Here is a 20,473-nt window from a genome sequence, read left to right as displayed (position 1 = left end):
GACCCTGTGTCCCCTCAGCCGGTGGAGCGTGGGAATGCGTGCGTGTGCAGGCGGACCTGTGCGGCGCCTTCGGTGCCGGGCGCGGGCTCGAGGTCGCGGTAGCTCTCGATGAGCTCGTGGATCTTCTGGTTGAGTTCGTACATCTGCGCCGCGGTCAGGAGCAGTGTGAAGTCACTGAGGTCGGAGCTGCGCCGCCACTCCTCGGGCCAGTCCCGCTGGTTGCCGAGCCAGGTGGCGACCTCCTGGGTGTGCATGGTCGCGTGCTCGTGGAGGTACAGGTCCGCCGCTCCGCGCACCGCCGGGTCGGGGTCGCTGTACAGCGACTCGTCGAAGAGCATGCCGTCCATGGACGCCTTCCACCACCGCTCCCGGCCCTTGCCGCGCTCCGGATCGTCCTCGACGAAGCCGTGCGCCGCGAGCTGGCGCAGGTGGTAGCTCGTGGCGCCGCTGGACTCGCCGAGCTTCTCCGCGAGCCGGGAGGCGGTCGCGGGGCCGTCCTGTCGCAGCACCGTCAGCAGGCGCATCCGCAGCGGGTGGGCGATGCCGCGCAGGGAGCGTGGGTCAAGTCTGTGGAGCTTGCGTGCGCCGGGTCCCGCCTCGGCCGCACGTTCTTCCTCGTGCTCGCTCATGCATGCAAAGGTAGCGTTGCAAAGAAATCCTTGCAACGCTTTTTATGCAACCAGTTCTTTGTAAGTGCCTCAGGATGCCTTGGAGTCCTCCGCCGCCTGCTCCACGAGCGGGATGATCCGCAGCGGCACCGGGTTTTCCATCACGATCGCCGTCGACGCGCGCACGATCCCCTCGAAGCCGACGACTCGGTCGATCACCCGCTGGAGGTCCGCGTTGGAACGGGCGACCAGCCGGCAGAGCATGTCCCCGTGACCGGTGGTGGTATGCAGCTCGAGCACCTCCGGGACGGTCGTGAGGTGCGCCCGCACGTCCGCGCCCTGCCCCTGCTTGATCTCCAGCGTCGCGAACGCCGTCACCGGATAGCCGAGCGCCGCCGGATCGACGTCCGGCCCGAATCCGCGGACCACCCCCTGCGACTGGAGCCGGTCCATCCGCGCCTGCACCGTCCCGCGCGCCACCCCCAGCCGCCGCGACGCCTCCAGCACGCCGATCCTCGGTTCCCGCGCCAGCAGCACGATGAGCCGCCCGTCCAGATGATCGATCGCCATGGCGCCCTCCCGATGGTCATCCTGTACACAACGTCCGCCGATTCCGGACCTCGTCTGGGCAGATTGCCCAGCCGACACACAAACTATTGCGCACCTTGTGGATCGGCGGGAGCCTTCTTCCATGACTGAGACCATCGATCACACCCCCGACACCGCGCGGCAGGCCGACCCCTTCCCGGTGAAGGGAATGGACGCGGTCGTCTTCGCCGTGGGCAACGCCAAGCAGGCCGCGCACTACTACTCCACGGCCTTCGGCATGAAGCTCGTCGCCTACTCCGGACCGGAGAACGGCAGCCGCGAGACCGCGAGTTACGTCCTCACCAACGGCGCCGCCCGCTTCGTCTTCACCTCCGTGATCAAGGCGTCCACCGACTGGGGCCGCTTCCTCGCCGAGCACGTCGCCGCCCACGGCGACGGCGTCGTCGACCTGGCCATCGAGGTGCCGGACGCCCGCAAGGCGTACGCGTACGCCGTCGAGCACGGCGCCACCGGCATCACCGAGCCGTACGAGGTCAAGGACGAGCACGGCACCGTGGTGATGGCCGCCATCGCCACCTACGGCAAGACCCGCCACACCCTCGTCGAGCGCGGCGGCTACGACGGCCCGTACCTGCCCGGCTTCGTCGCCGCCGACCCGATCGTCGAGCCGCCGGCCAAGCGCACCTTCCAGGCCATCGACCACTGCGTGGGCAACGTCGAGCTCGGCCGGATGAACGAGTGGGTCGGCTTCTACAACAAGGTCATGGGCTTCACCAACATGAAGGAGTTCGTGGGAGACGACATCGCCACCGAGTACTCCGCGCTCATGTCGAAGGTCGTCGCGGACGGCACCCTCAAGGTGAAGTTCCCGATCAACGAGCCGGCGATCGCGAAGAAGAAGTCGCAGATCGACGAGTACCTCGAGTTCTACGGCGGCGCCGGCGTCCAGCACATCGCGCTCGCCACGAACGACATCGTCGCCACCGTCCGCTCGATGCGCGCCGCGGGTGTTCAGTTCCTCGACACCCCCGACTCGTACTACGACACCCTCGGCGAGTGGGCCGGCGAGACCCGGGTGCCCGTGGAGACGCTGCGCGAGCTGAAGATCCTCGTCGACCGCGACGAGGACGGCTACCTGCTGCAGATCTTCACCAAGCCGGTCCAGGACCGCCCCACCGTCTTCTTCGAGATGATCGAGCGGCACGGTTCGATGGGCTTCGGCAAGGGCAACTTCAAGGCGCTCTTCGAGGCGATCGAGCGCGAGCAGGAGAAGCGCGGCAACCTGTAAGGGCTGCCCCTGCCCACGACTGCGGCCCCACGGTCCTGACCCGTGGGGCCGCATCGTCGTTCTGTCCGCCGACCGTTCCGGCGGACAGGCCGGTCAGCCGTTCCCGGGCGCCACCGTCGCCGGTGCCGGGCTCGTGGAGCGCTGCACCGGCCGCAGCTGCGGAGCGGGCCGGGCGGCGGGCGGCGCCGGCGCCGGTGAGACGACCGTACGTCCGGAAGCCTCCGGAGCCGCAGCGCCCGAAGCATCCGAAGCGTCCGAAGCATCCGAAGCGTCCGAAGCATCCGAGGGGGACGAGGGGGCCGAGGGGGAGGGGGACGCGGGGGAAGAGGGGGACACGGGGAGCGGAGCGGCCGCAGAGGCCGCCGGCGCGGGAGAGGCCGCGGCGGACGACGAGGGCGACGACGCCGACGGCGAAGGCGAGGCCGCACCGGACGGCGCGTCGGCCGGCGGATCCAGCGGCCAGTACCCGTCACCCTCCACGTCCGCGGGCCCGCCCGGCTCGGGCTCGCCGAGCGCGTCCTGCGCCTCACGCGCCTTCTCCGCGAGGAGCGGCGAGAAGTGCGGGTTCGTCTGCAGCGCCTCGTCGATGTGACGCCGTGCGGGGCCGAAGTCGCCGAGAGCGCGCTCGATCTCGCCGAGGTGGTAGGAGAACAGCGCACTGCGCAGCCCCTGGCCGGTGGCCAGCTTCGCGAACGGGAGCGCGTCCTTCGGCCGGCCCGCCCGATACAGCGCCCACCCCATAGTGTCGGCCACGTGCACATTGCGGTGGCCGCGCCGCCATTCGCCCTGGAGCCTGCGCACCGCGTCGGCCGGGTCCCCGTGGTCGGCCTCGTAACGCGCCAGCACCAGGTCCCCGTCGACGCCGTGCTCGCCGGCACGGGTGACCTGCTCGCGCAGGAGCTCGTAGAGGGTCGTGGCGTCCCCGTTCAGCCCCAGCGACTCGTACAACTCACCGGCCTCCAGGGCGTACTCGGGCAGCGGCAGCTTCTCCAGCGCTGACCGGTAGTCCTCCAGCGCCTCGTCCGTACGGCCCAGCGCCGCCAGGGCGCGCGCACGGCCCGCCAGCGAACGGTGGCTCTCGGGAACGGCCCTCAGCGCGGCGGTGTAGTGCTCCACGGCCTCCTCGGCCTCACCCCGCTCCCAGGCCAGCTCCCCCTCGCGGTGCAGGGCGACGGCCTTCTCCGCGGGGGTCCGGGAGTTCGCGGTCGCGCCGTACGCCAGGGCCGCGGCGTCCTCGCGCCAGCCCTTGTTCCAGTAGACCCGCGCCTCCCGTCCCAGCACCTGCGGGCCGGTCTGAAGCTCCAGCAGCTTGTCCATGGCCTTGCCGGCGGCCGCGTACCTGCCGAGCCCGTTGTACGCGTCGATGAGCGCCGGATACACCGCCCAGCGCTCCGGCTTCTGCCTCCTGGCGCTCTCCGCGTAACCGCGCGCACCGGCGAAGTCGTGCCGGGCGTTCGCCAGCTCGGCCATCCCCACCAGCGCGTCGACGTTGCCCTCGGCAGCCGGTACCGCCTTCAGCGACCGCTTGAGCGCCTCCTCGGCCTTCGGGTAGTACGCCGTGTCCCCGAGCCGCGTGCCCCGCTCCACGTACGCGGAGCCCAGCACCGCCCAGGACTCCTCGTCACCCGGATGGTCGCGGACGAAACGCTCGCGGTCGCGGATCAGCGCGTCCAGGTCGGAGAGCGAGGCCGGCGCGCCCGACCCTGCCGCGGTCATCGCCCTGGCCACCGGCCCGGACGCGGGCGGCGATGTGTCCTTCCCCCAACCGGGCGCGAGCACGATCACCCCGGTGACCAGTGTCGCGCCGACCAGCGTGCTGACAGCGGCGTTCTTCAGGGTTTCGCTCTTCATGGCGCTCACTGTGCGGCAGCAGACAGCCAATACGAAGAACACACTCTGACCCGCGGAGCGGAACGCAGACGGGTTCACACCGATGGCCCCCGGTGCGAGGCTTGGGATCATGGACGATCTCCTCGAGCGGCTGCGCGCCGGTCTTCCCGCGGAAGCCCTCATCACCGATCCGGACGTCACCGCGTCGTACGGCAACGACATGGCGAGCTTCTGCGCGGCGGGCACCCCCGCCGTCGTGGTCCTGCCGCGCTCCGTGGAACAGGTCCAGCACGTCATGCGCACCGCCACGGAACTGCGGGTGCCCGTCGTGCCGCAGGGCGCCCGCACGGGCCTGTCGGGCGCGGCCAACGCCTGTGACGGCTGCATCGTGCTGTCGCTGACGAAGATGGACAAGATCCTCGAGATCAGCCCGGTCGACCGGATCGCCGTGGTCGAACCGGGCGTCGTCAACGCCGTACTGTCGCGCGCCGTGGGCGAGCACGGCCTGTACTACCCGCCGGACCCCTCCAGCTGGGAGATGTGCACCATCGGCGGCAACATCGGCACCGCGTCCGGCGGCCTGTGCTGCGTCAAGTACGGGGTGACGGCCGAGTACGTCCTCGGCCTGACGGTGGTCCTCGCCGACGGGCGGCTGCTGAAGACCGGCCGGCGCACCGCCAAGGGCGTCGCCGGATACGACCTCACCCGGCTGTTCGTCGGCTCCGAGGGCAGCCTCGGCATCGTCGTCGAAGCGGTCCTGGCGCTACGGCCCCAGCCGCCCGCGCAGCTCGTACTGGCCGCCGAGTTCCCCTCCGCGGCCACCGCCTGCGACGCCGTCTGCGCGATCATGGAGCGCGGCCACACTCCCTCGCTCCTCGAGATCATGGACCGCACCACCGTCCGGGCGGTCAACAAACTGGCCAACATGGGTCTCCCGGAGACGACGGAGGCCCTGCTCCTCGCTGCCTTCGACACCCCGGACCCCGCGGCCGACCTGGCCGCCGTCGGGGCCCTGTGCGAGGCCGCGGGCGCGACCGAGGTGGTGCCCGCGGACACCGTCGCCGAGTCCGAACTGCTGCTCCAGGCCCGCCGGATGTCGCTGACCGCGCTGGAGACGGTGAAGTCGGCCACCATGATCGACGACGTCTGCGTACCGCGCTCCAAGCTCGGGGCGATGATCGAGGGCACGGCCGCCGTCGCGGAGAAGTACGACCTCACCATCGGCGTCTGCGCCCACGCCGGCGACGGCAACACCCACCCGGTCGTCTGCTTCGACCACCTCGACCCCGGCGAGTCGAGGCGGGCCCGGGAGTCCTTCGACGAGATCATGGCGCTCGGTCTGGAACTGGGCGGCACCATCACCGGCGAACACGGCGTCGGCGTGCTCAAGAAGGAATGGCTGGCGCGGGAACTCGGCCCTGTCAGCCTCGAGTTGCAGCGCGGCATCAAGCAGACCTTCGACCCGCTCGGCATCCTCAACCCGGGCAAGCTCTTCTGAACCGCGCCGCTCAGGCATCGCCGTCCTGCGGGTCGCCGGAGGAGCCGTGCGCCCGCAGTTCGTCGGTCCTGGTCGGCGCGAGGAGCGCGGCCAGGGCCTCGTCGATGCCGAGCGCCGCCGTCTCTGTCCCGGGCGGCACGATCCGCAGCGTCCGCTCCAGCCATGCCGACACCGCGGGGGACGACGCCTCCAGCAGCGCGTCACCGTCGGGTGAACTCAACGCCATGAGGATGACGCTGCGGCCGTCGGTCTTCGACGGCCAGACCCGCACGTCGCCGGTGCCGCACGGCCGGAACACCCCTTCCACGAGCAGCTCCCGGGCGAACGTCCAGCTGACGGGGTGGCTCGAGCCGACGTGGAAGACGATGTGCACGGCATAGGGGTCGTCCGCGCGGTAGGACAGCCGGGCGGGGACGGGGATGCTGCGCTCGGGCGACAGCACCAGGTTCAACTCGAGTTCGCGTTCCACCACCGTGTGCATGATCTCTTCCTTCCTGTACGCCTTCTGGGGCGGCCCGGTGAGCGGGCCTCACGGGAAGAGAGCGGCTACCCCCGGAGGCATTACGCGACTTCCGCACATAACTTTCCGTGACATACCCGTGACCTGAAAGTGGTCGTTACGGCAGGACCGGCCCAGGGGTGCGCGAGGGTCTGATAGATGTGGTCCCTCGAATTGAGGCATCGAAGAGATACGGGACCACGGTGATGAGCGCCCCAACCCCGGCAACCGGCGACGGCAGCCCCACACCCGGCTACTACCCGGACCCGTCCATTCCTGGATATGTCCGGTACTGGAACGGGGCGGCATGGGTGCCCGGCACGAGCAGGCCCGCCCCGAAGTCGGGCGAGGCGATGCCCGGCCCGCCCGCGTCGGCCGCCGCTTCCGGACCCGCGGTCCCCGCCGCGCCCGCACCCTCCGTGGAAGAGACCGGCCCGGTCTTCCTCGACGAGGAGCCGTCGGACGAGCCCGCCCGCCCCGAGCCCGCCACCGCCTGGCAGGCCGACACCTCACGCCAGGCCGGCTTCGGCGGCGACCTCGACAACCGCGTCTCATGGGGCGGCGACCCCCGCACGTCCGACCGGCCCGCCGCCGGTGACGCGCCGTCCGATCCGCGTCGTCCCGCCGCCGCCCGGACGTCGGAACCGCCCGCCGACCCCACTGGCGGCAAGCTGCCCGGCATGCGCTCCGCGGCTCCCCAGGCGGGTCCCGCGGCCGACGAGATCCCCGGCGGTGTCCGCCCTCTCGGCCCGTCCGCCCCGGGCGAGCCGCCGGTCGACGGTACGGTCGCGATCCGCGCGCTGCGCCCCGGCGGCGCGGCGGGCTCCGCCGACCCCGCCCGGCCGGCGGCGGAGGAGACACCGGTCCGCCGCACGCCGGGTCCCCAGCAGCCCGCGGAGAACACCGTCACCATCCGGGCCCAGCGGCCGGGGCAGGCCGACGGCACGATGACGATGCGTGCGGTCGGCAGGCCCGCGGAGGCGGACCCGTCCCGCCCGGCCCCGCAGTCCGCCGCCCCCGCCCCGCCGACGCCCGCACAGGCCCGGCCCCAGGCACCGGCGCAGCCTCAGGCACCCGCACAGCCCCTGGCACCGGCGCAGCCTCAGCCGCAGATGCCCGCACAGTCCCAGCCGCCGGTCACCAGCAGCGCCGGCGGCGGCGCGGCCTCCTGGCCGCAGCAGGTGCACCAGTTGGCGCAGACGTCGGCCTCCGCGGAGGGCGAGCCGGTCCTTCCGTGGAAGCCGCCCGTCAACGACCCGTTCCTCGCCGCCGCACAGGCCCAGGCCGCCGCCCGGCCCGCCGGCCTCGGCAAGCGCCTGGCCGCCCGCCTGATCGACACGGTGGTGCTCGGCGCGCTCGTCGGCGCCGTGGCCGTCCCCGTCGCCGCGCAGGCACGCGCCCACATCGACGAGAAGATCGAGGCGGCGAAACTGTCCGGGAGGACCGTGACCGTCTGGCTCCTCGACGGCACCACGGCGGGCCACCTCGGCATCGTCCTCGGCGCCCTGCTCGTCCTCGGCGTGCTCTACGAGTCGCTGCCGACCGCCAAGTGGGGCCGGACGCTGGGCAAGAAGCTCTGCGGCCTCCAGGTCCTGGACATCGAGACCCATGAGCCGCCGACGTTCGGCGCCGCGCTGCGCCGCTGGCTCCTCTACAGCGTGCTCGGCGTCCTCGTCGTCGGGGTTCTCAATGTGCTGTGGTGCCTCTTCGACCGCCCGTGGCGGCAGTGCTGGCACGACAAGACGGCGCACACGTTCGTGACCGGCTGACCCGTCCGGCCGTACGGCTCCCAGGAGGTCCCCCGAACGCCTGTGAGCCGTTGCGGGCCCCAGGGGCCCGGGGTGCACTGCCCCCATGAGCAACGACCAGCCGCCGCCCGACGACGATCCGTTCCGCAAGAAGCCGCAGGAGCCGCAGGGGCCCCAGGAACCGGGCGGACCGACCCCGCCGCCCGGGGGCGCTCCCGGCTCCGGCGGCAGTTCTCCCTATGACTCTCCCCTCGGCGGGGCAGGCGGGACGGGCGGTCCGTACGGCGGTGAGCGGCCGCCTCCGTACGACGGGGGAGCCTACGGAGGCGCGGACCCCCTTGCGGGCATGCCGCCGCTGGCGAGTTTCGGCAAACGGGTGCTGGCCCGGCTCATCGACATGATCATTGTTTTCGTGCCGCTGTTCCTCATCTCGCTGGCCTTCGGCGGCATCGAGGTGGCCGCGGGCGGCGAGGACTGGGAGGAAGTCACCGACCGGGTGAATTCGGGGGAGCAGTGGCTGTGGTCGCTGATCTCCCTTGTGGCGTACGTCGGTTACGACACGCTCATGACGGCGAAGTACAACGGGCAGACCGTCGGCAAGAAGATCATGAAGCTGCGGGTCGCGATGCTCAACGACGGCCGTGTGCCGGACGTCGGCTCCTCGCTTCTGCGCGCCCTCGTGCTGTGGGTGCCCGCGCTGGTGTGCTGCTACTGCATCTGGTGGCTCGTCATCATCATCACGGTGCTCGCCGACAAGCCCTACCGGCAGGGTCTGCACGACAAGGCGGGCAAGACGGTCGTGGTGTCAGCGGCGCAGTGAGTGCTGGCCGACCCTGGTCTCCGCCCCGGCGTGCGCGCGGGCCGCGGACGAGCGGGCGGTGAGTGCGTCGGTGGCGGTGGGCGGCGCGGCGGCGGCCCGCGGCCGGGCTGCCCGGTGGACCAGAGGCGGCGTGAGCGCGACCAGAAGTCCCAGTGCCAGCGAGGCGATACCGATCGCGGCGACCGCGATGCCGTCGGTGGCGCGGGTCAGCAGCAGGAGAGCGACGGTCGAGAAGACGACGGTGGCCGAACCGTAGGCGAGCTGTGCGGCGGTCGGACGCGGCATGACGGTATCCGTCCTGTGGACAGGGGCAGGGCCGGAGCCTTGGGGACAGTTCGCACTGACAGCAGACTCTACGACGGTGGATGCCCCTGTGGAACCGGCAGTAAGCGTGACCTAACCCACGGTGCCGGTGCATGGGGGGCGCACAGGGTCATTCGTCCCGCCAAGTGGCGGAAAATGTGCGCCTCTTGTCCTGATTTCCCCTCGTCCGGATACCGGGGCTCCGCACCCGCATAGTGTAGTTGGCCTGTCCAAGTCAAGGACTGTCTTTTCTTCCTCAACTCCGGTCGAATGTCGTCACTTGAGACGCGTATACCGCGCACGCGGACGACCCCACAACCCTGTCCGCAGCAGCGACGGAACGCGGGGGAGGACACCATCAAGTGACCAGCAAGCGACGGACGTTCAGAGCCTCCGCGGTGCTCGTGGCCCTTGCCGCGACGACCGCGACCGCATCGGCGTTCACCAGTGCCCAGGCCGACGGCCAGAAGCCGGCGGATCCTGCGGGCATCGAGCGGCACGACCCGGCACCGCACAAGGGCCATGTCGAGCACGACCTCGAGGGTCCCTTCAGCAAGCAGCAGGAGGAGCAGCGACAGGCCGCTCTCGAGCAGGTCATATCCGGCGACGCCAACGTGCAGCAGCGCGGCGGCTCCAAGGTCGTCAAGCTCGACGACAAGAAGTACGTCGAGCTCGCCCGGGAGAAGACCGAGAAGATCTTCACCATCCTCGTCGAGTTCGGCGACAAGGTCGACGACACGACGATGTACGACCCGGACGGCGCCGACGGCCCCAAGCCGCCGGTCAAGAAGTACGGCGGCACGCCCGGCCCGCTGCACAACCAGATCGCGGAGCCGGACCGGTCGAAGGACAACTCGACCGCCTGGCAGGCCGATTACAACCAGGAGCACTTCCAGGACCTGTACTTCGGCACCGGCAAGGACGAGAACGGGCAGCCGAAGCAGTCGCTGAAGACCTACTACGAGAAGACCTCGTCCGGCCGTTACTCGGTCGACGGCGCCGTCTCCGACTGGGTCAAGGTCGACTACAACGAGGCCCGCTACGGCTCCAACTACTGCGGCCAGAGCAACTGCGCCAACGTCTGGGACACGGTCAAGGACGGCGTGACCGCCTGGGCCGCCGACCAGAAGGCCAAGGGCAAGACCGACGCGGAGATCAAGGCGCAGCTGGCCGAGTACGACCAGTGGGACCGCTACGACTTCGATGCCGACGGCAACTTCAACGAGGCCGACGGCTACATCGACCACTTCCAGATCGTCCACGCGGGCGAGGACGAGTCGGCCGGCGGCGGCGCCGAGGGCACCAACGCCCTGTGGGCGCACCGCTGGTACGCCTACGGCACCGACGCCGGCAAGACCGGCCCGGAGAACAACAAGTCCGGCGGCACCCAGATCGGCAACACCGGCATCTGGGTCGGCGACTACACCATGCAGCCCGAGAACGGCGGCCTCGGTGTCTTCGCCCACGAGTACGGTCACGACCTCGGTCTGCCGGACCACTACGACACCTCCGGCGGCGGCGAGAACTCGACCGGCTACTGGACCCTGATGTCGGCCGGCTCCTGGCTCGGCACCGGCAAGGACTCCATCGGCGACCTCCCCGGCGACATGACCGCCTGGGACAAGCTCCAGCTGGGCTGGCTCAACTACGAGACGGCCAAGGCCGCCACGAAGTCGACCCACACCCTCGGCGTGTCGGCGTACAACACCGACAAGCCGCAGGCGCTCGTCGTCGAGCTGCCGAAGAAGCCCGTCACCACGACTGTCGTGAAGCCCTCCGAGGGCTCCAAGCAGTGGTGGAGCGACATGGGTGACGACCTCAAGAACACCCTGTCCCGCTCGGTGGACCTCACCGGCAAGTCGTCCGCCTCCCTGGAGCTCGACGGCTGGTGGGACATCGAGGCCGACTACGACTACCTCTACGCGGAGGTCTCGACGGACGGCGGCGCCAACTGGACGCCGGTGGACGGCACGGCCGACGGCAAGGCGATCACCCGTGACGCGGGCGACAAGCCGGCGCTGACCGGTCCGTCCGAGGGCCACAAGAAGCTCGTCTACTCGCTGGACGCCTACGCGGGCCAGAAGGTCGACGTCCGCTTCCGCTACCAGACGGACGGCGGCGTGGCGGGCAAGGGCTTCACGGCCGACGCCATCACGATCAAGGCCGACGGCGCGCCCGTCTTCTCGGACAACGCCGAGGGCGAGGTCGCCGGCTGGACCGCGAAGGGCTTCAACCGCATCGGTGAGTCCTTCACGCTCGAGTACGAGCAGTACTACATCGCCGAGAACCGCCAGTACGTGTCGTACGACAAGACCCTCGAGGTCGGCCCGTACAACTTCGGCTTCAAGGCGCCGCGCGACAACTGGGTCGAGCACTACCCCTACCAGAACGGTCTGATGATCTGGCAGTGGGACACCTCCCAGAAGGACAACAACACCAGCGCCCACCACGGCCAGGGTCTGATCCTTCCGGTGGACGCGCACGCCAAGCCGCTGAAGTGGTCCGACGGCACGGTGCTGCGCAACAAGATCCAGACGTTCGACTCGACGTTCAGCCGGTACCGCACGGACAGCTTCTGGCTGCACAACGCGGACAAGCCGCACTGGATCGCGTCCCAGCGGGGCAACCCGGTCTTCGACGACCGCAAGGGCGTCTACTGGTACCCGGAGAACCCGACGGGCAGCGTCAAGGTAACTGACACCAACACCAAGATCTCGATCGTCAAGGAGCCGCTGAGCGGCCGGACGATCACCATCAATGTTGGTCCGTCGACCAAGTAATCCGTAACACCCCAGGTCAAAGCATGATCGGCCGTCGCCCTCTAGCGGGCGGCGGCCGATCGTGTTTAGGTGCGTCTGACCGAGGTTCTTATTGACAGTGACTCACGGGGGAGTGGTTCCGCATGCCCGGCGGAGGTTATTGCAAGTTGCCAGGCGGCAGCGTCGTCGTCGCGATCAGCCTGCCGAGCCCGGCCGGGGGCGGTGCCACGGTCCGCTTCCTGGTCCACGCGGCGAACCGCGCGAGGGCGCTGACGCGGCTACGGAACCTCGGCTTCAGGGCGGTGTACCTGCGGGGGAACACGGCACCGCCGACGCCGGACGAGATCACGGCGGTGCTGCACCACCCCGACGGTCTGCTGTGGCGTCCCGACCAGACCGCGGGCGCGGAACTCTGGCACCCGGCCCGAGCCCTCCTGCGCCCGGCCCGCCCGGCGTAGGGGCAGGCCCGGCGGCGGAGCCGCACATCGGTACAGCGGGAAGCGGGCGGGACCGCGTCACACCACCGGCTTGCCCGACAGGTCGACGCCCGCCTCCCGCATCTCCTCCAGCGCCCGCGCCGTCGAGTCCGCCGACACCCCCGCCGTCAGCCCGAGCAGCACATTCGTCCGGAAGCCCTCCCGCGCGGCGTCCAGCGCGGTTGCCCGCACACAGTGGTCGGTCGCGATGCCGACGACGTCCACCTCGGTGACGTCGCGGGCGCGCAGCCACTCCGCCAGGGCCGTGCCGTTCTCGTCCGTCCCCTCGAAGCCGCTGTACGCCGCCGCGTACGCGCCCTTGTCGAAGACCGCGGAGATCGCGCCGGAGGCGACGGCCGGGGCGAAGTTCGGGTGGAATCCGACGCCCTCCGTGCCGGCCACGCAGTGCGGCGGCCACGAGCGGACGAAGTCCGGGTGGTCGGAGAAGTGGTCGCCCGGTTCGACGTGGTGGTCGCGCGTGGCGACCACGTGGCGGTAGCCGGGCTGGGCGTTGCCGATCAGCTCGGTGATGGCGGCCGCGACATCGGCACCTCCCGCCACGGCGAGGCTGCCGCCCTCGCAGAAGTCGTTCTGAACGTCGACCACGATCAAGGCGCGGTGCATGGCGGGTGTCCTTCGGTGGGAGAGGGCGGACTGCGGACTGCGGACGGAAGCGGGGCGGACGGGCCGCACACGACCGCCGGCGCACACGACCGGCGGCGAACAGAACTACTGAGCGTAGACACTCGCCACGCCGTACGGGAGGGGGTTGCGGCCCGCGCGGCGGGTCGTCGTGCTCCCTGCCCCTTTAAGGGTGGTTCATTCCGGCCTGCTCACACGTACTCGGTCGGGATGACCGCCTCGCCGCGCGACAGCTGGATCGCCGACATCGGCAGGCCCGCCCGTGCGGCGGCGTGCCGGGCGCGGGCCGCGTCCAGCGGCTCGCGGGCGACGACGTCGCCGCCCTTGACCAGCTCCACCAGCAGCTGCCCCTCCGCGAGCTCCGCGGGCACGTCGCCGACACCGACGACCTCGGCCTCCGCGATCCCGTCGGCGTCGAGACGGCGCGCGGCCCACTTGCGGCCGCCGACCGACATCTTGCCGCCCAGGGACTTCTTGGCGACGGGCTCGAGCGGCGCGGCAGTGTCCGTGGACCGGGCGCGGGCGACGAGCTTGTAGACCATCGAGCAGGTGGGGTGGCCGCTGCCGGTGACCAGTTGGGTGCCGACGCCGTAGGCGTCGACCGGCGCGGCGGCCAGGGAGGCGATCGCGTACTCGTCGAGGTCCGAGGTGACCACGATCTTGGTGTCGACGGCCCCGAGCTCGTCCAGCTGCTGGCGCACCCGGTGCGCGACGAGCAGCAGGTCGCCGGAGTCGATGCGGACGGCGCCGAGCTCGGGACCGGCGATGTCGACGGCCGTGCGGACGGCCTCGGCCACGTCGTAGGTGTCGACGAGCAGCGTCGTACCCCGTCCGAGTGACTCGACCTGCGCCTTGAACGCGCCGCGCTCGCTGTCGTGCAGCAGGGTGAAGGCGTGCGCGCTGGTGCCCACGGTGGGGATGGCGTAACGGAAGCCGGCCGCGAGGTCCGACGTGGAGTCGAAGCCGCCGACGTACGCGGCGCGTGCCGCGGCGACCGCCGACAGTTCGTGGGTGCGGCGCGCGCCCATCTCGATGAGCCGGCGTCCGCCCGCGGCGGCCGACATCCGGGAGGCGGCGGCCGCGATCGCGGAGTCGTGGTTGAGGATCGAGAGGATCACCGTCTCCAGCAGCACGCATTCGGCGAAGCTGCCCTCCACCCGGACGATCGGCGAACCGGGGAAGTACACCTCGCCCTCGGGGTAGCCCCAGATGTCGCCGCTGAAGCGGTAGCGGGCGAGCCACTCGAGTGTGGGCTCGTCGACGATGTGCTGTTCGCGCAGGAAGCCGAGGACGCCCGCATCGAAGCGGAAGTTCTCCACGGCGTCCAGGACGCGGCCGGTCCCGGCCACCACGCCGTAGCGGCGGCCCTCCGGCAGGCGTCGGGTGAAGACCTCGAAGACGGAACGCCGCTCGGCCGTGCCGGCCTTCAGCGCCGCCTGCAGCATCGTGAACTCGTACTGATCGGTGAAGAGCGCGGTCGACGGCACGTCCACCGGCAGCCCAAGGTCTGCTGTGTTCATGACGGTGATGCTAGCGCACATCTCGTCAATCTGACGAGATGTGCTTCCGGCGGGGCCGGGGGGCGTTTGTGCGATACGGCCTCCCGGGTGGCAGCATGGGTTGAGTGACGATGCCCGTAGAGATCGAACGAACCGAGTCGGCGGAGGAGGCGCACGCCGTCCCCGAGCCCGATGTGCCCTGGGTGACGCTGGTGCACAACGACCCGGTCAATCTGATGAGCTACGTCACCTATGTCTTCCAGGCCTATTTCGGCTACTCGAAGGACAAGGCGCACAAGCTGATGCTCGACGTCCATCACAAGGGGCGCGCCGTCGTCTCCAGCGGTACCCGCGAGGAGATGGAGCGTGACGTGCAGGCGATGCACGGATACGGACTCTGGGCCACGCTCACCCAGGACCGCGGCTGATGAGCTCTCACTTCGAGCCGCTCGACGGCGGCGGGGCCGCGGTCGCCCTGGACGAGGTGGAGATCGCCATCCTGCGCTCCCTCGCGGTTCAGCTCCTCGAACTCATCGGTCCCGGCGACGAGCCGGCCGAGGGGGCGGACCCGCTGGCGGCCCTCTTCGCGGAGGGACCGAGCGAGCCCCCGTCCGATCCCGCGCTCGCGCGCCTGTTCCCGGAGGCGTACGCCGATCCGGAGGCGGGAACGCCCGACGAGGAGCTGAGGGCCGCCTCCTCCGAGTTCCGGCGGTTCACCGAGAACGACCTGCGCACCCGCAAGCGGGAGGACGCCCTCGCCGTCGTGCGCAGCCTCGACGCCCTCACCCCGGCGGGTGACGGCGGCGCCGTCCTGAAGCTGGCGGCCGACGACTGCCTGCACTGGCTCGGCGCCCTCAACGACCTGCGGCTGACCATCGGCACCCGTCTCGACGTCGGTGAAGAGGACGAGAACGAGGACCTCTACCGCCTCCCGGACTCCGACCCGCGCAAGCCGATGGTCATGGCGTATCTGTGGCTCGGAGCGCTGCAGGAGACGCTCGTCGAGACCCTGATGCCCTGAGCGCTCCGTTCGCTCAACGGACTCTCAAATCCGGATAACGATCCCGTCAACGGGGCGTCACCGTTCCTCACGCGGCGGGTCGTTTGTCCGTATTTTCCTGTGGCGTGCGCCACTCTCCAGCCAGTGGATCACTGTTGCCGTCGTGATAGACCTTCACGACCGCTCGGGGAACGCCACCCCTGTTTCCCGAGTGCGCCCCGTCCGGCCGACCGCCGGAGGCACTCCATCCACATCCGGGGGGATCAGGACCTGATCCGCGGCCGCTCGACGAAGCGGGAGCGGATCGGCATGGAGAAAGGCGCATCACCAATGACCTCGGTACAGGTCGACAATCACGCCGGCGACGAGGCCGGGGGCAACACCTCTCAAGAGGGCTACGAGCGCGGACTCGGCAGCCGTCAGGTCCAGATGATCGCCATCGGCGGTGCCATCGGCGTGGGCCTGTTCATGGGAGCCGGCGCGAACATCGCCAAGGCCGGACCCAGCATCATCCTGATGTACGCCCTCGCGGGCGTCGTCATCTTCTTCATCATGCGAGCACTCGGTGAGCTGCTCCTGTACCGGCCCGTCTCCGGCTCCTTCGCCGAGTACGCGCGCGAGTTCCTCGGCCCGTTCTTCGGCTATGTCACCGGCTGGACGTACTGGCTGATGTGGATCGTCACCGGCATGGCCGAGCTCACCGCGGCGGCCATCTATATGCACTTCTGGTTCCCCGAGATCCCTCAATGGGTCAGCGCACTGGTCTTCCTGGTGGTGCTCTTCGGCGTCAACCTGATCTCGGTGAAGATCTTCGGCGAGGTCGAGTTCTGGTTCTCGATGGTCAAGGTCACCGCGATCATCGGCATGATCGTGATCGGTCTCGGCGTCCTCACCCTCGGCTTCTCCGACGCCGGTGACACCGCCTCCGTCTCCAACCTCTGGTCCTACGACGGAATCTTCCCCAACGGCATCGGCTCCAGCCTGATGACCCTGCAGGGCGTCATGTTCGCCTACCTCGCCGTCGAGCTCGTCGGCGTGACGGCCGGCGAGTCGGAGGACCCGGAGAAGACCCTCCCCAAGGCGATCAACACGCTGCCCTGGCGCATCATCATCTTCTACGTCGGCGCCCTGGTCGTGATCCTCTCCGTCGTCAAGTGGACCGAGTTCTCCGCGGGTCAGAGCCCCTTCGTGCACGCCTTCGAGAAGATCGGCATCCCGCTCGCCGCGGGCATCGTCAACTTCGTGGTGCTCACCGCGGCCCTGTCGTCCTGCAACTCCGGCATGTACTCCACCGGCCGGATGCTGCGCGACCTCGCCTCCAACGGCGAGGCGCCCCAGGCGCTCGGGAAGCTCAACCGCCGCCGCACGCCGGCGGTCGGCATCGCGGTCTCCGTCACCCTCATGGGCATCGGCGTGGTCCTCAACTACATCGTCCCGGAGAAGGCCTTCGGGTATGTGGTGTCCGTCGCCACCGCGGCCGGCATCTGGACCTGGATGATGATCCTCGTCAGCCACATCCGCTACCGCTCGGCCGTGGACGCCGGACGGCTGCGCGCTTCGTCCTTCCCGGCTCCGGGCGGCGCCCTCTTCAGCTGGGTCGCCCTGCTCTTCCTCATCGGCGTGACCGGCATGGTCGCCTTCGACGAGGCGGGCCGGATCTCCCTGTACGTCGCCGCCGCCTGGGCCCTCGGCCTCGCCGTCGGCTGGCAGGTGCTGAAGCGGAACAACCCGCGCGTCGTCGAGCGGGCGGCGCAGCGGGAGTACGCGGCGAAGTCCGACTGACGACGGCGCGGTCCACCGCTCGTCTCAACTGATGGCCTCCGGATCTCGGATCCGGAGGCCGTCTGCCTATCCTGTGGCCCATGCTGACCATCACCCAGGCCCTCTTCGACCAGATCGTCGCCCACGCCCGTGAGGACCACCCGGACGAGGCCTGCGGCGTCGTCGCCGGACCGGAGGGCTCCGGCCGTCCCGAGCGCTTCATCCCGATGCTGAACGCGGCCCGTTCGCCCACGTTCTACGAGTTCGACTCGGGCGATCTGCTCAAGCTCTACCGCGAGCTGGACGACCGGGACGAGGAGCCCGTGATCATCTACCACTCGCACACCGCGACCGAGGCGTACCCCTCCCGCACCGACGTCAGCTACGCCAACGAACCCGGCGCCCACTACGTCCTGGTCTCCACGGCGGACACCGACGACGCCGGGCCCTTCCAGTTCCGCTCGTTCCGCATCGTGGACGGCGAGATCACCGAAGAGGACGTGAAGGTCGTGGAGGCCTACTGAGCCTCCGCCGCGGGCGCCCGACGAGCCGGTCCCGCCGCGCCACGCACCCCCGGCGCGGAGCGGGACGAACCCCTCCGGGCGCCCCAGGTCCGCATCCTGAGCGCATAACGTCCATCATGCGAGATCACACTCCGGGGGGCGGACCGGGAATCGATACGATGAGCGCATGGTTCCCCATGACGTGAGCGACAAGACGCCGAGCACTCTGCTGCTCGTGGCGCGGCTGCACGTCGACCTGTGCCGCCTCGCCAGCGCGATGTGTACGGCAGCGCCCTGTCGTTCCCACGGCACAGCCTGACGGAACAGCGCACTCCAGCCACACCCCCTCGCGCGGGGGCCCACAGCCGCGCGCCCCTACGCCACCTTCCACCACAGGAGCCCACGTCATGGCCATCGAGGTCCGCATCCCGACCATCCTCCGCACCTACACCGGCGGCGCCAAGGCCGTCGAGGGCAACGGGGACACCCTCGCCGAGCTCCTCGCCGACCTCGAGTCCCGTCACAACGGCATCCAGGAGCGCATCGTCGAGGGCGACCAGCTGCGCCGCTTCGTCAACGTCTACCTGAACGACGAGGACGTCCGCTTCCTCGACGGCATCTCCACCAAGCTCGCCGACGGCGACAGCGTCACGATCCTGCCGGCCGTCGCCGGCGGCATGGTCTGATCGCTGATGCGATACGACTCCCCGCTCGCGGCCGTAGGCAACACGCCGCTGGTCCGGCTCCCGCGGCTGTCGCCCTCCGACGACGTCCGGATCTGGGCCAAGCTCGAGGACCGCAACCCCACCGGCTCGATCAAGGACCGCCCCGCGCTCCACATGGTCGAGCAGGCGGAGAAGGACGGCCGCCTCACCCCGGGCTGCACCATCCTCGAGCCCACCAGCGGCAACACCGGCATCTCGCTGGCGATGGCGGCCAAGCTCAAGGGCTACAGCATCGTCTGCGTCATGCCGGAGAACACCTCGCAGGAACGGCGTGACCTCCTGAAGATGTGGGGTGCCGAGATCATCCCGTCCCCCGCGGCCGGCGGCTCCAACACCGCCGTACGCGTCGCCAAGGAGCTCGCCGAGCAGAACCCGTCCTGGGTGATGCTCTACCAGTACGGAAACCCGGACAACGCCGGCGCCCACTACGCCACCACCGGCCCGGAGATCCTCGCCGACCTGCCGTCCGTCACGCACTTCGTCGCGGGCCTCGGCACCACCGGCACCCTCATGGGCGTCGGGCGCTACCTGCGCGAGAACAAGCCCGACGTCAAGATCGTGGCCGCGGAACCGCGCTACGACGACCTCGTGTACGGCCTGCGCAACCTCGACGAGGGCTTCGTCCCCGAGCTGTACGACGCGTCCGTGCTGACCACCCGCTTCTCGGTCGGCTCGGCGGACGCGGTCACCCGCACCCGCGAACTCCTCCAGCAGGAGGGCATCTTCGCGGGCGTCTCCACAGGCGCGGCACTGCACGCCGCCATCGGCGTCGGGAAGAAGGCCGTCAAGGCCGGCGAGTCCGCCGACATCGTGTTCGTGGTGGCCGACGGCGGCTGGAAGTACCTGTCGACGGGCGTCTACACCGCGGAGACGACGGAAGCGGCGATCGAGACACTCCAGGGCCAGCTCTGGGCATGACCCGGTCGAGGTCCGCCAAAGACGTGCAGGGCTGAACACCCGAAGACCGTGAGCGGTCACAACTTCATACGAACCAGGCGATGTCACCCCTCGTTCCCGGCCCGGGACGGGGGGTGACGTTACCCACAACACGGGGCGGCTGAGGAGCGACCGGCCGTTTCGCGCCTTACGCTCGACGCACCGCACGACCTTCCCCCAGCCCTCCCCGTCAACGGAGGTTCCAGCTCCATGAAGCTCACCGTCGTCGGCTGCTCCGGGTCGTTCCCGTCCGCGGAATCGGCCTGCTCGAGCTACCTCGTAGAGGCCGACGGCTTCCGGCTGCTCCTCGACATGGGCAACGGCGCCCTCGGAGAGTTGCAGCGCCACTGTGGTCTCTACGATCTCGACGCCATCTTCCTCAGCCACCTTCACGCGGACCACTGCATCGACATGTGCGGGTACTTCGTCGCCCGCTACTACCGCCACGACGGCGGCCGCTGCGCACCCATCCCGGTCCACGGCCCCGAGGGCACAGAACAGCGTCTGACCACGGCCTACGCCGACACGCCTTCCGCCTCCTCCATGAGCGAGGTGTTCGACTTCCAGACCCTGAAGCCGGGGCACTTCGAGATCGGCCCCTTCACCGTCTTCACGGAGCGACTGGCGCATCCCGTCGAGGCGTACGGCATCCGGCTGGAGCACGGCGGCAGGACACTGACGTACTCGGGCGACACCGGTGTGTGCGACGCGCTCGACGACCTCGCCGCGGGCGCGGACCTCTTCCTGTGCGAGGCGTCCTTCACGCACGGCAAGGAGGACATCCCGGACCTCCACCTCAACGGCCGGGAGGCCGGGGCCTACGCCCGGCGCGCGAACGCGGGCCGGCTGGTCCTGACCCACATCCCGCCGTGGACGGACCCCGGGCAGACGCTGCGCGACGCGCGGGCGGTGTACGACGGCCCGACGGAGGTCGCCCGTCCCGGCGCGGTCTACGAGATCTGACGCCCGGCCGGCCCACCGGGCCGGGCCGCGGAGCAAAGGCCAAGGCCCCTGCCCTCCCGACGGAGG

The 20,473-nt window shown here is 70.2% G+C and carries 21 protein-coding genes; 14 read left to right on the top strand and 7 right to left on the bottom strand.

Annotated features, from left to right (window positions below; translation table 11 throughout):
* Positions 1 to 14: 14 nt before the first annotated feature.
* Both ACWGH4_RS01595 and ACWGH4_RS01590 read right to left on the bottom strand, forming a co-directional pair.
* Positions 15 to 629, bottom strand: a complete 615-nt coding sequence (locus ACWGH4_RS01595) for an ArsR/SmtB family transcription factor (RefSeq protein ID WP_453454370.1) — start codon at positions 627 to 629, stop codon at positions 15 to 17.
* A gap of 69 nt (positions 630 to 698) precedes the next feature.
* Positions 699 to 1,178 carry an Lrp/AsnC family transcriptional regulator gene (locus tag ACWGH4_RS01590; protein ID WP_453454368.1) on the bottom strand — a complete coding sequence of 160 codons (480 nt, stop codon included), beginning with the start codon at positions 1,176 to 1,178 and terminating at the stop codon, positions 699 to 701.
* Between the two features lie 121 nt (positions 1,179 to 1,299).
* Here ACWGH4_RS01590 and hppD point away from each other — a divergent pair, with 121 nt between their 5' ends.
* A complete protein-coding gene (gene hppD / locus ACWGH4_RS01585) occupies positions 1,300 to 2,445 on the top strand; it encodes a 4-hydroxyphenylpyruvate dioxygenase (protein WP_307706659.1) in 1,146 nt (381 codons plus the stop codon).
* Between the two features lie 93 nt (positions 2,446 to 2,538).
* Here the strand turns inward: hppD and ACWGH4_RS01580 are convergent, their stop codons facing one another.
* Entirely contained in the window at positions 2,539 to 4,296 is a 1,758-nt protein-coding gene (locus ACWGH4_RS01580) for a tetratricopeptide repeat protein (protein WP_453454366.1), read from the bottom strand.
* Between the two features lie 109 nt (positions 4,297 to 4,405).
* Between ACWGH4_RS01580 and ACWGH4_RS01575 the strand changes: the two genes are divergently transcribed.
* Positions 4,406 to 5,773, top strand: a complete 1,368-nt coding sequence (locus ACWGH4_RS01575) for an FAD-binding oxidoreductase (protein WP_453454364.1) — start codon at positions 4,406 to 4,408, stop codon at positions 5,771 to 5,773.
* Positions 5,774 to 5,783: 10 nt separating this feature from the next.
* Here ACWGH4_RS01575 and ACWGH4_RS01570 read toward each other — a convergent pair whose 3' ends face one another.
* Positions 5,784 to 6,254, bottom strand: coding sequence for an SsgA family sporulation/cell division regulator (locus ACWGH4_RS01570; protein ID WP_453454363.1), 471 nt, complete (start codon positions 6,252 to 6,254; stop codon positions 5,784 to 5,786).
* Between the two features lie 224 nt (positions 6,255 to 6,478).
* Here ACWGH4_RS01570 and ACWGH4_RS01565 point away from each other — a divergent pair, with 224 nt between their 5' ends.
* Both ACWGH4_RS01565 and ACWGH4_RS01560 read left to right on the top strand, forming a co-directional pair.
* A complete protein-coding gene (locus tag ACWGH4_RS01565; RefSeq protein WP_453454361.1) occupies positions 6,479 to 8,041 on the top strand; it encodes an RDD family protein in 1,563 nt (520 codons plus the stop codon).
* Between the two features lie 85 nt (positions 8,042 to 8,126).
* Entirely contained in the window at positions 8,127 to 8,840 is a 714-nt protein-coding gene (locus tag ACWGH4_RS01560) for an RDD family protein (protein WP_453454359.1), read from the top strand.
* Here the strand turns inward: ACWGH4_RS01560 and ACWGH4_RS01555 are convergent.
* Positions 8,826 to 9,125, bottom strand: a complete 300-nt coding sequence (locus ACWGH4_RS01555) for a hypothetical protein (RefSeq protein WP_453454357.1) — start codon at positions 9,123 to 9,125, stop codon at positions 8,826 to 8,828. The genes ACWGH4_RS01560 and ACWGH4_RS01555 overlap by 15 nt on opposite strands.
* Before the next feature lie 380 nt (positions 9,126 to 9,505).
* On the opposite strand from ACWGH4_RS01555, the gene ACWGH4_RS01550 reads away from it, so the two are divergent.
* The gene (locus tag ACWGH4_RS01550) at positions 9,506 to 11,923 is read left to right on the top strand and encodes an immune inhibitor A domain-containing protein (protein WP_453454355.1); all 2,418 of its coding nucleotides are present in this window, start codon (positions 9,506 to 9,508) and stop codon (positions 11,921 to 11,923) included.
* A 122-nt stretch (positions 11,924 to 12,045) separates the two neighbouring features.
* On the top strand, positions 12,046 to 12,360 hold the full coding sequence (locus ACWGH4_RS01545) for a hypothetical protein (protein ID WP_441265501.1): 315 nt from the start codon (positions 12,046 to 12,048) through the stop codon (positions 12,358 to 12,360).
* A 57-nt stretch (positions 12,361 to 12,417) separates the two neighbouring features.
* On the opposite strand, the gene ACWGH4_RS01540 is transcribed toward ACWGH4_RS01545, so the two are convergent.
* Both ACWGH4_RS01540 and ACWGH4_RS01535 read right to left on the bottom strand, forming a co-directional pair.
* Positions 12,418 to 13,002, bottom strand: coding sequence for an isochorismatase family protein (locus ACWGH4_RS01540; protein ID WP_441265502.1), 585 nt, complete (start codon positions 13,000 to 13,002; stop codon positions 12,418 to 12,420).
* Between the two features lie 209 nt (positions 13,003 to 13,211).
* Entirely contained in the window at positions 13,212 to 14,540 is a 1,329-nt protein-coding gene (locus ACWGH4_RS01535; protein ID WP_453454352.1) for a nicotinate phosphoribosyltransferase, read from the bottom strand.
* A 110-nt stretch (positions 14,541 to 14,650) separates the two neighbouring features.
* Between ACWGH4_RS01535 and clpS the strand changes: the two genes are divergently transcribed.
* The 8 genes from clpS (at position 14,651) to ACWGH4_RS01495 (ending at position 20,407) form a co-directional block, all read left to right on the top strand.
* Entirely contained in the window at positions 14,651 to 14,947 is a 297-nt protein-coding gene (gene clpS, locus ACWGH4_RS01530) for an ATP-dependent Clp protease adapter ClpS (RefSeq protein WP_441265604.1), read from the top strand.
* Complete coding sequence (locus ACWGH4_RS01525; protein ID WP_441265504.1) at positions 14,947 to 15,540, top strand: DUF2017 domain-containing protein; 594 nt, start codon at positions 14,947 to 14,949, stop codon at positions 15,538 to 15,540. The genes clpS and ACWGH4_RS01525 overlap by 1 nt, the downstream gene beginning before the upstream one ends.
* Positions 15,541 to 15,849: 309 nt before the next feature.
* Positions 15,850 to 17,301 carry an amino acid permease gene (locus ACWGH4_RS01520; RefSeq protein WP_453454350.1) on the top strand — a complete coding sequence of 484 codons (1,452 nt, stop codon included), beginning with the start codon at positions 15,850 to 15,852 and terminating at the stop codon, positions 17,299 to 17,301.
* Positions 17,302 to 17,381: 80 nt separating this feature from the next.
* Positions 17,382 to 17,804, top strand: a complete 423-nt coding sequence (locus tag ACWGH4_RS01515; protein WP_005317009.1) for a Mov34/MPN/PAD-1 family protein — start codon at positions 17,382 to 17,384, stop codon at positions 17,802 to 17,804.
* Between the two features lie 166 nt (positions 17,805 to 17,970).
* Positions 17,971 to 18,102, top strand: coding sequence for a putative leader peptide (locus ACWGH4_RS01510; protein ID WP_307706644.1), 132 nt, complete (start codon positions 17,971 to 17,973; stop codon positions 18,100 to 18,102).
* Between the two features lie 88 nt (positions 18,103 to 18,190).
* The gene (locus ACWGH4_RS01505) at positions 18,191 to 18,469 is read left to right on the top strand and encodes a MoaD/ThiS family protein (protein WP_441265506.1); all 279 of its coding nucleotides are present in this window, start codon (positions 18,191 to 18,193) and stop codon (positions 18,467 to 18,469) included.
* Positions 18,470 to 18,475: 6 nt separating this feature from the next.
* Positions 18,476 to 19,426, top strand: coding sequence for a cysteine synthase (locus ACWGH4_RS01500; RefSeq protein ID WP_441265507.1), 951 nt, complete (start codon positions 18,476 to 18,478; stop codon positions 19,424 to 19,426).
* 228 nt (positions 19,427 to 19,654) lie between these two features.
* The gene (locus tag ACWGH4_RS01495) at positions 19,655 to 20,407 is read left to right on the top strand and encodes an MBL fold metallo-hydrolase (RefSeq protein WP_453454347.1); all 753 of its coding nucleotides are present in this window, start codon (positions 19,655 to 19,657) and stop codon (positions 20,405 to 20,407) included.
* Positions 20,408 to 20,473: the final 66 nt, after the last annotated feature.

This window comes from Streptomyces sp. NPDC054847 (assembly GCF_053610925.1).
This window is presented reverse-complemented; position numbering and strand designations above follow the sequence as displayed.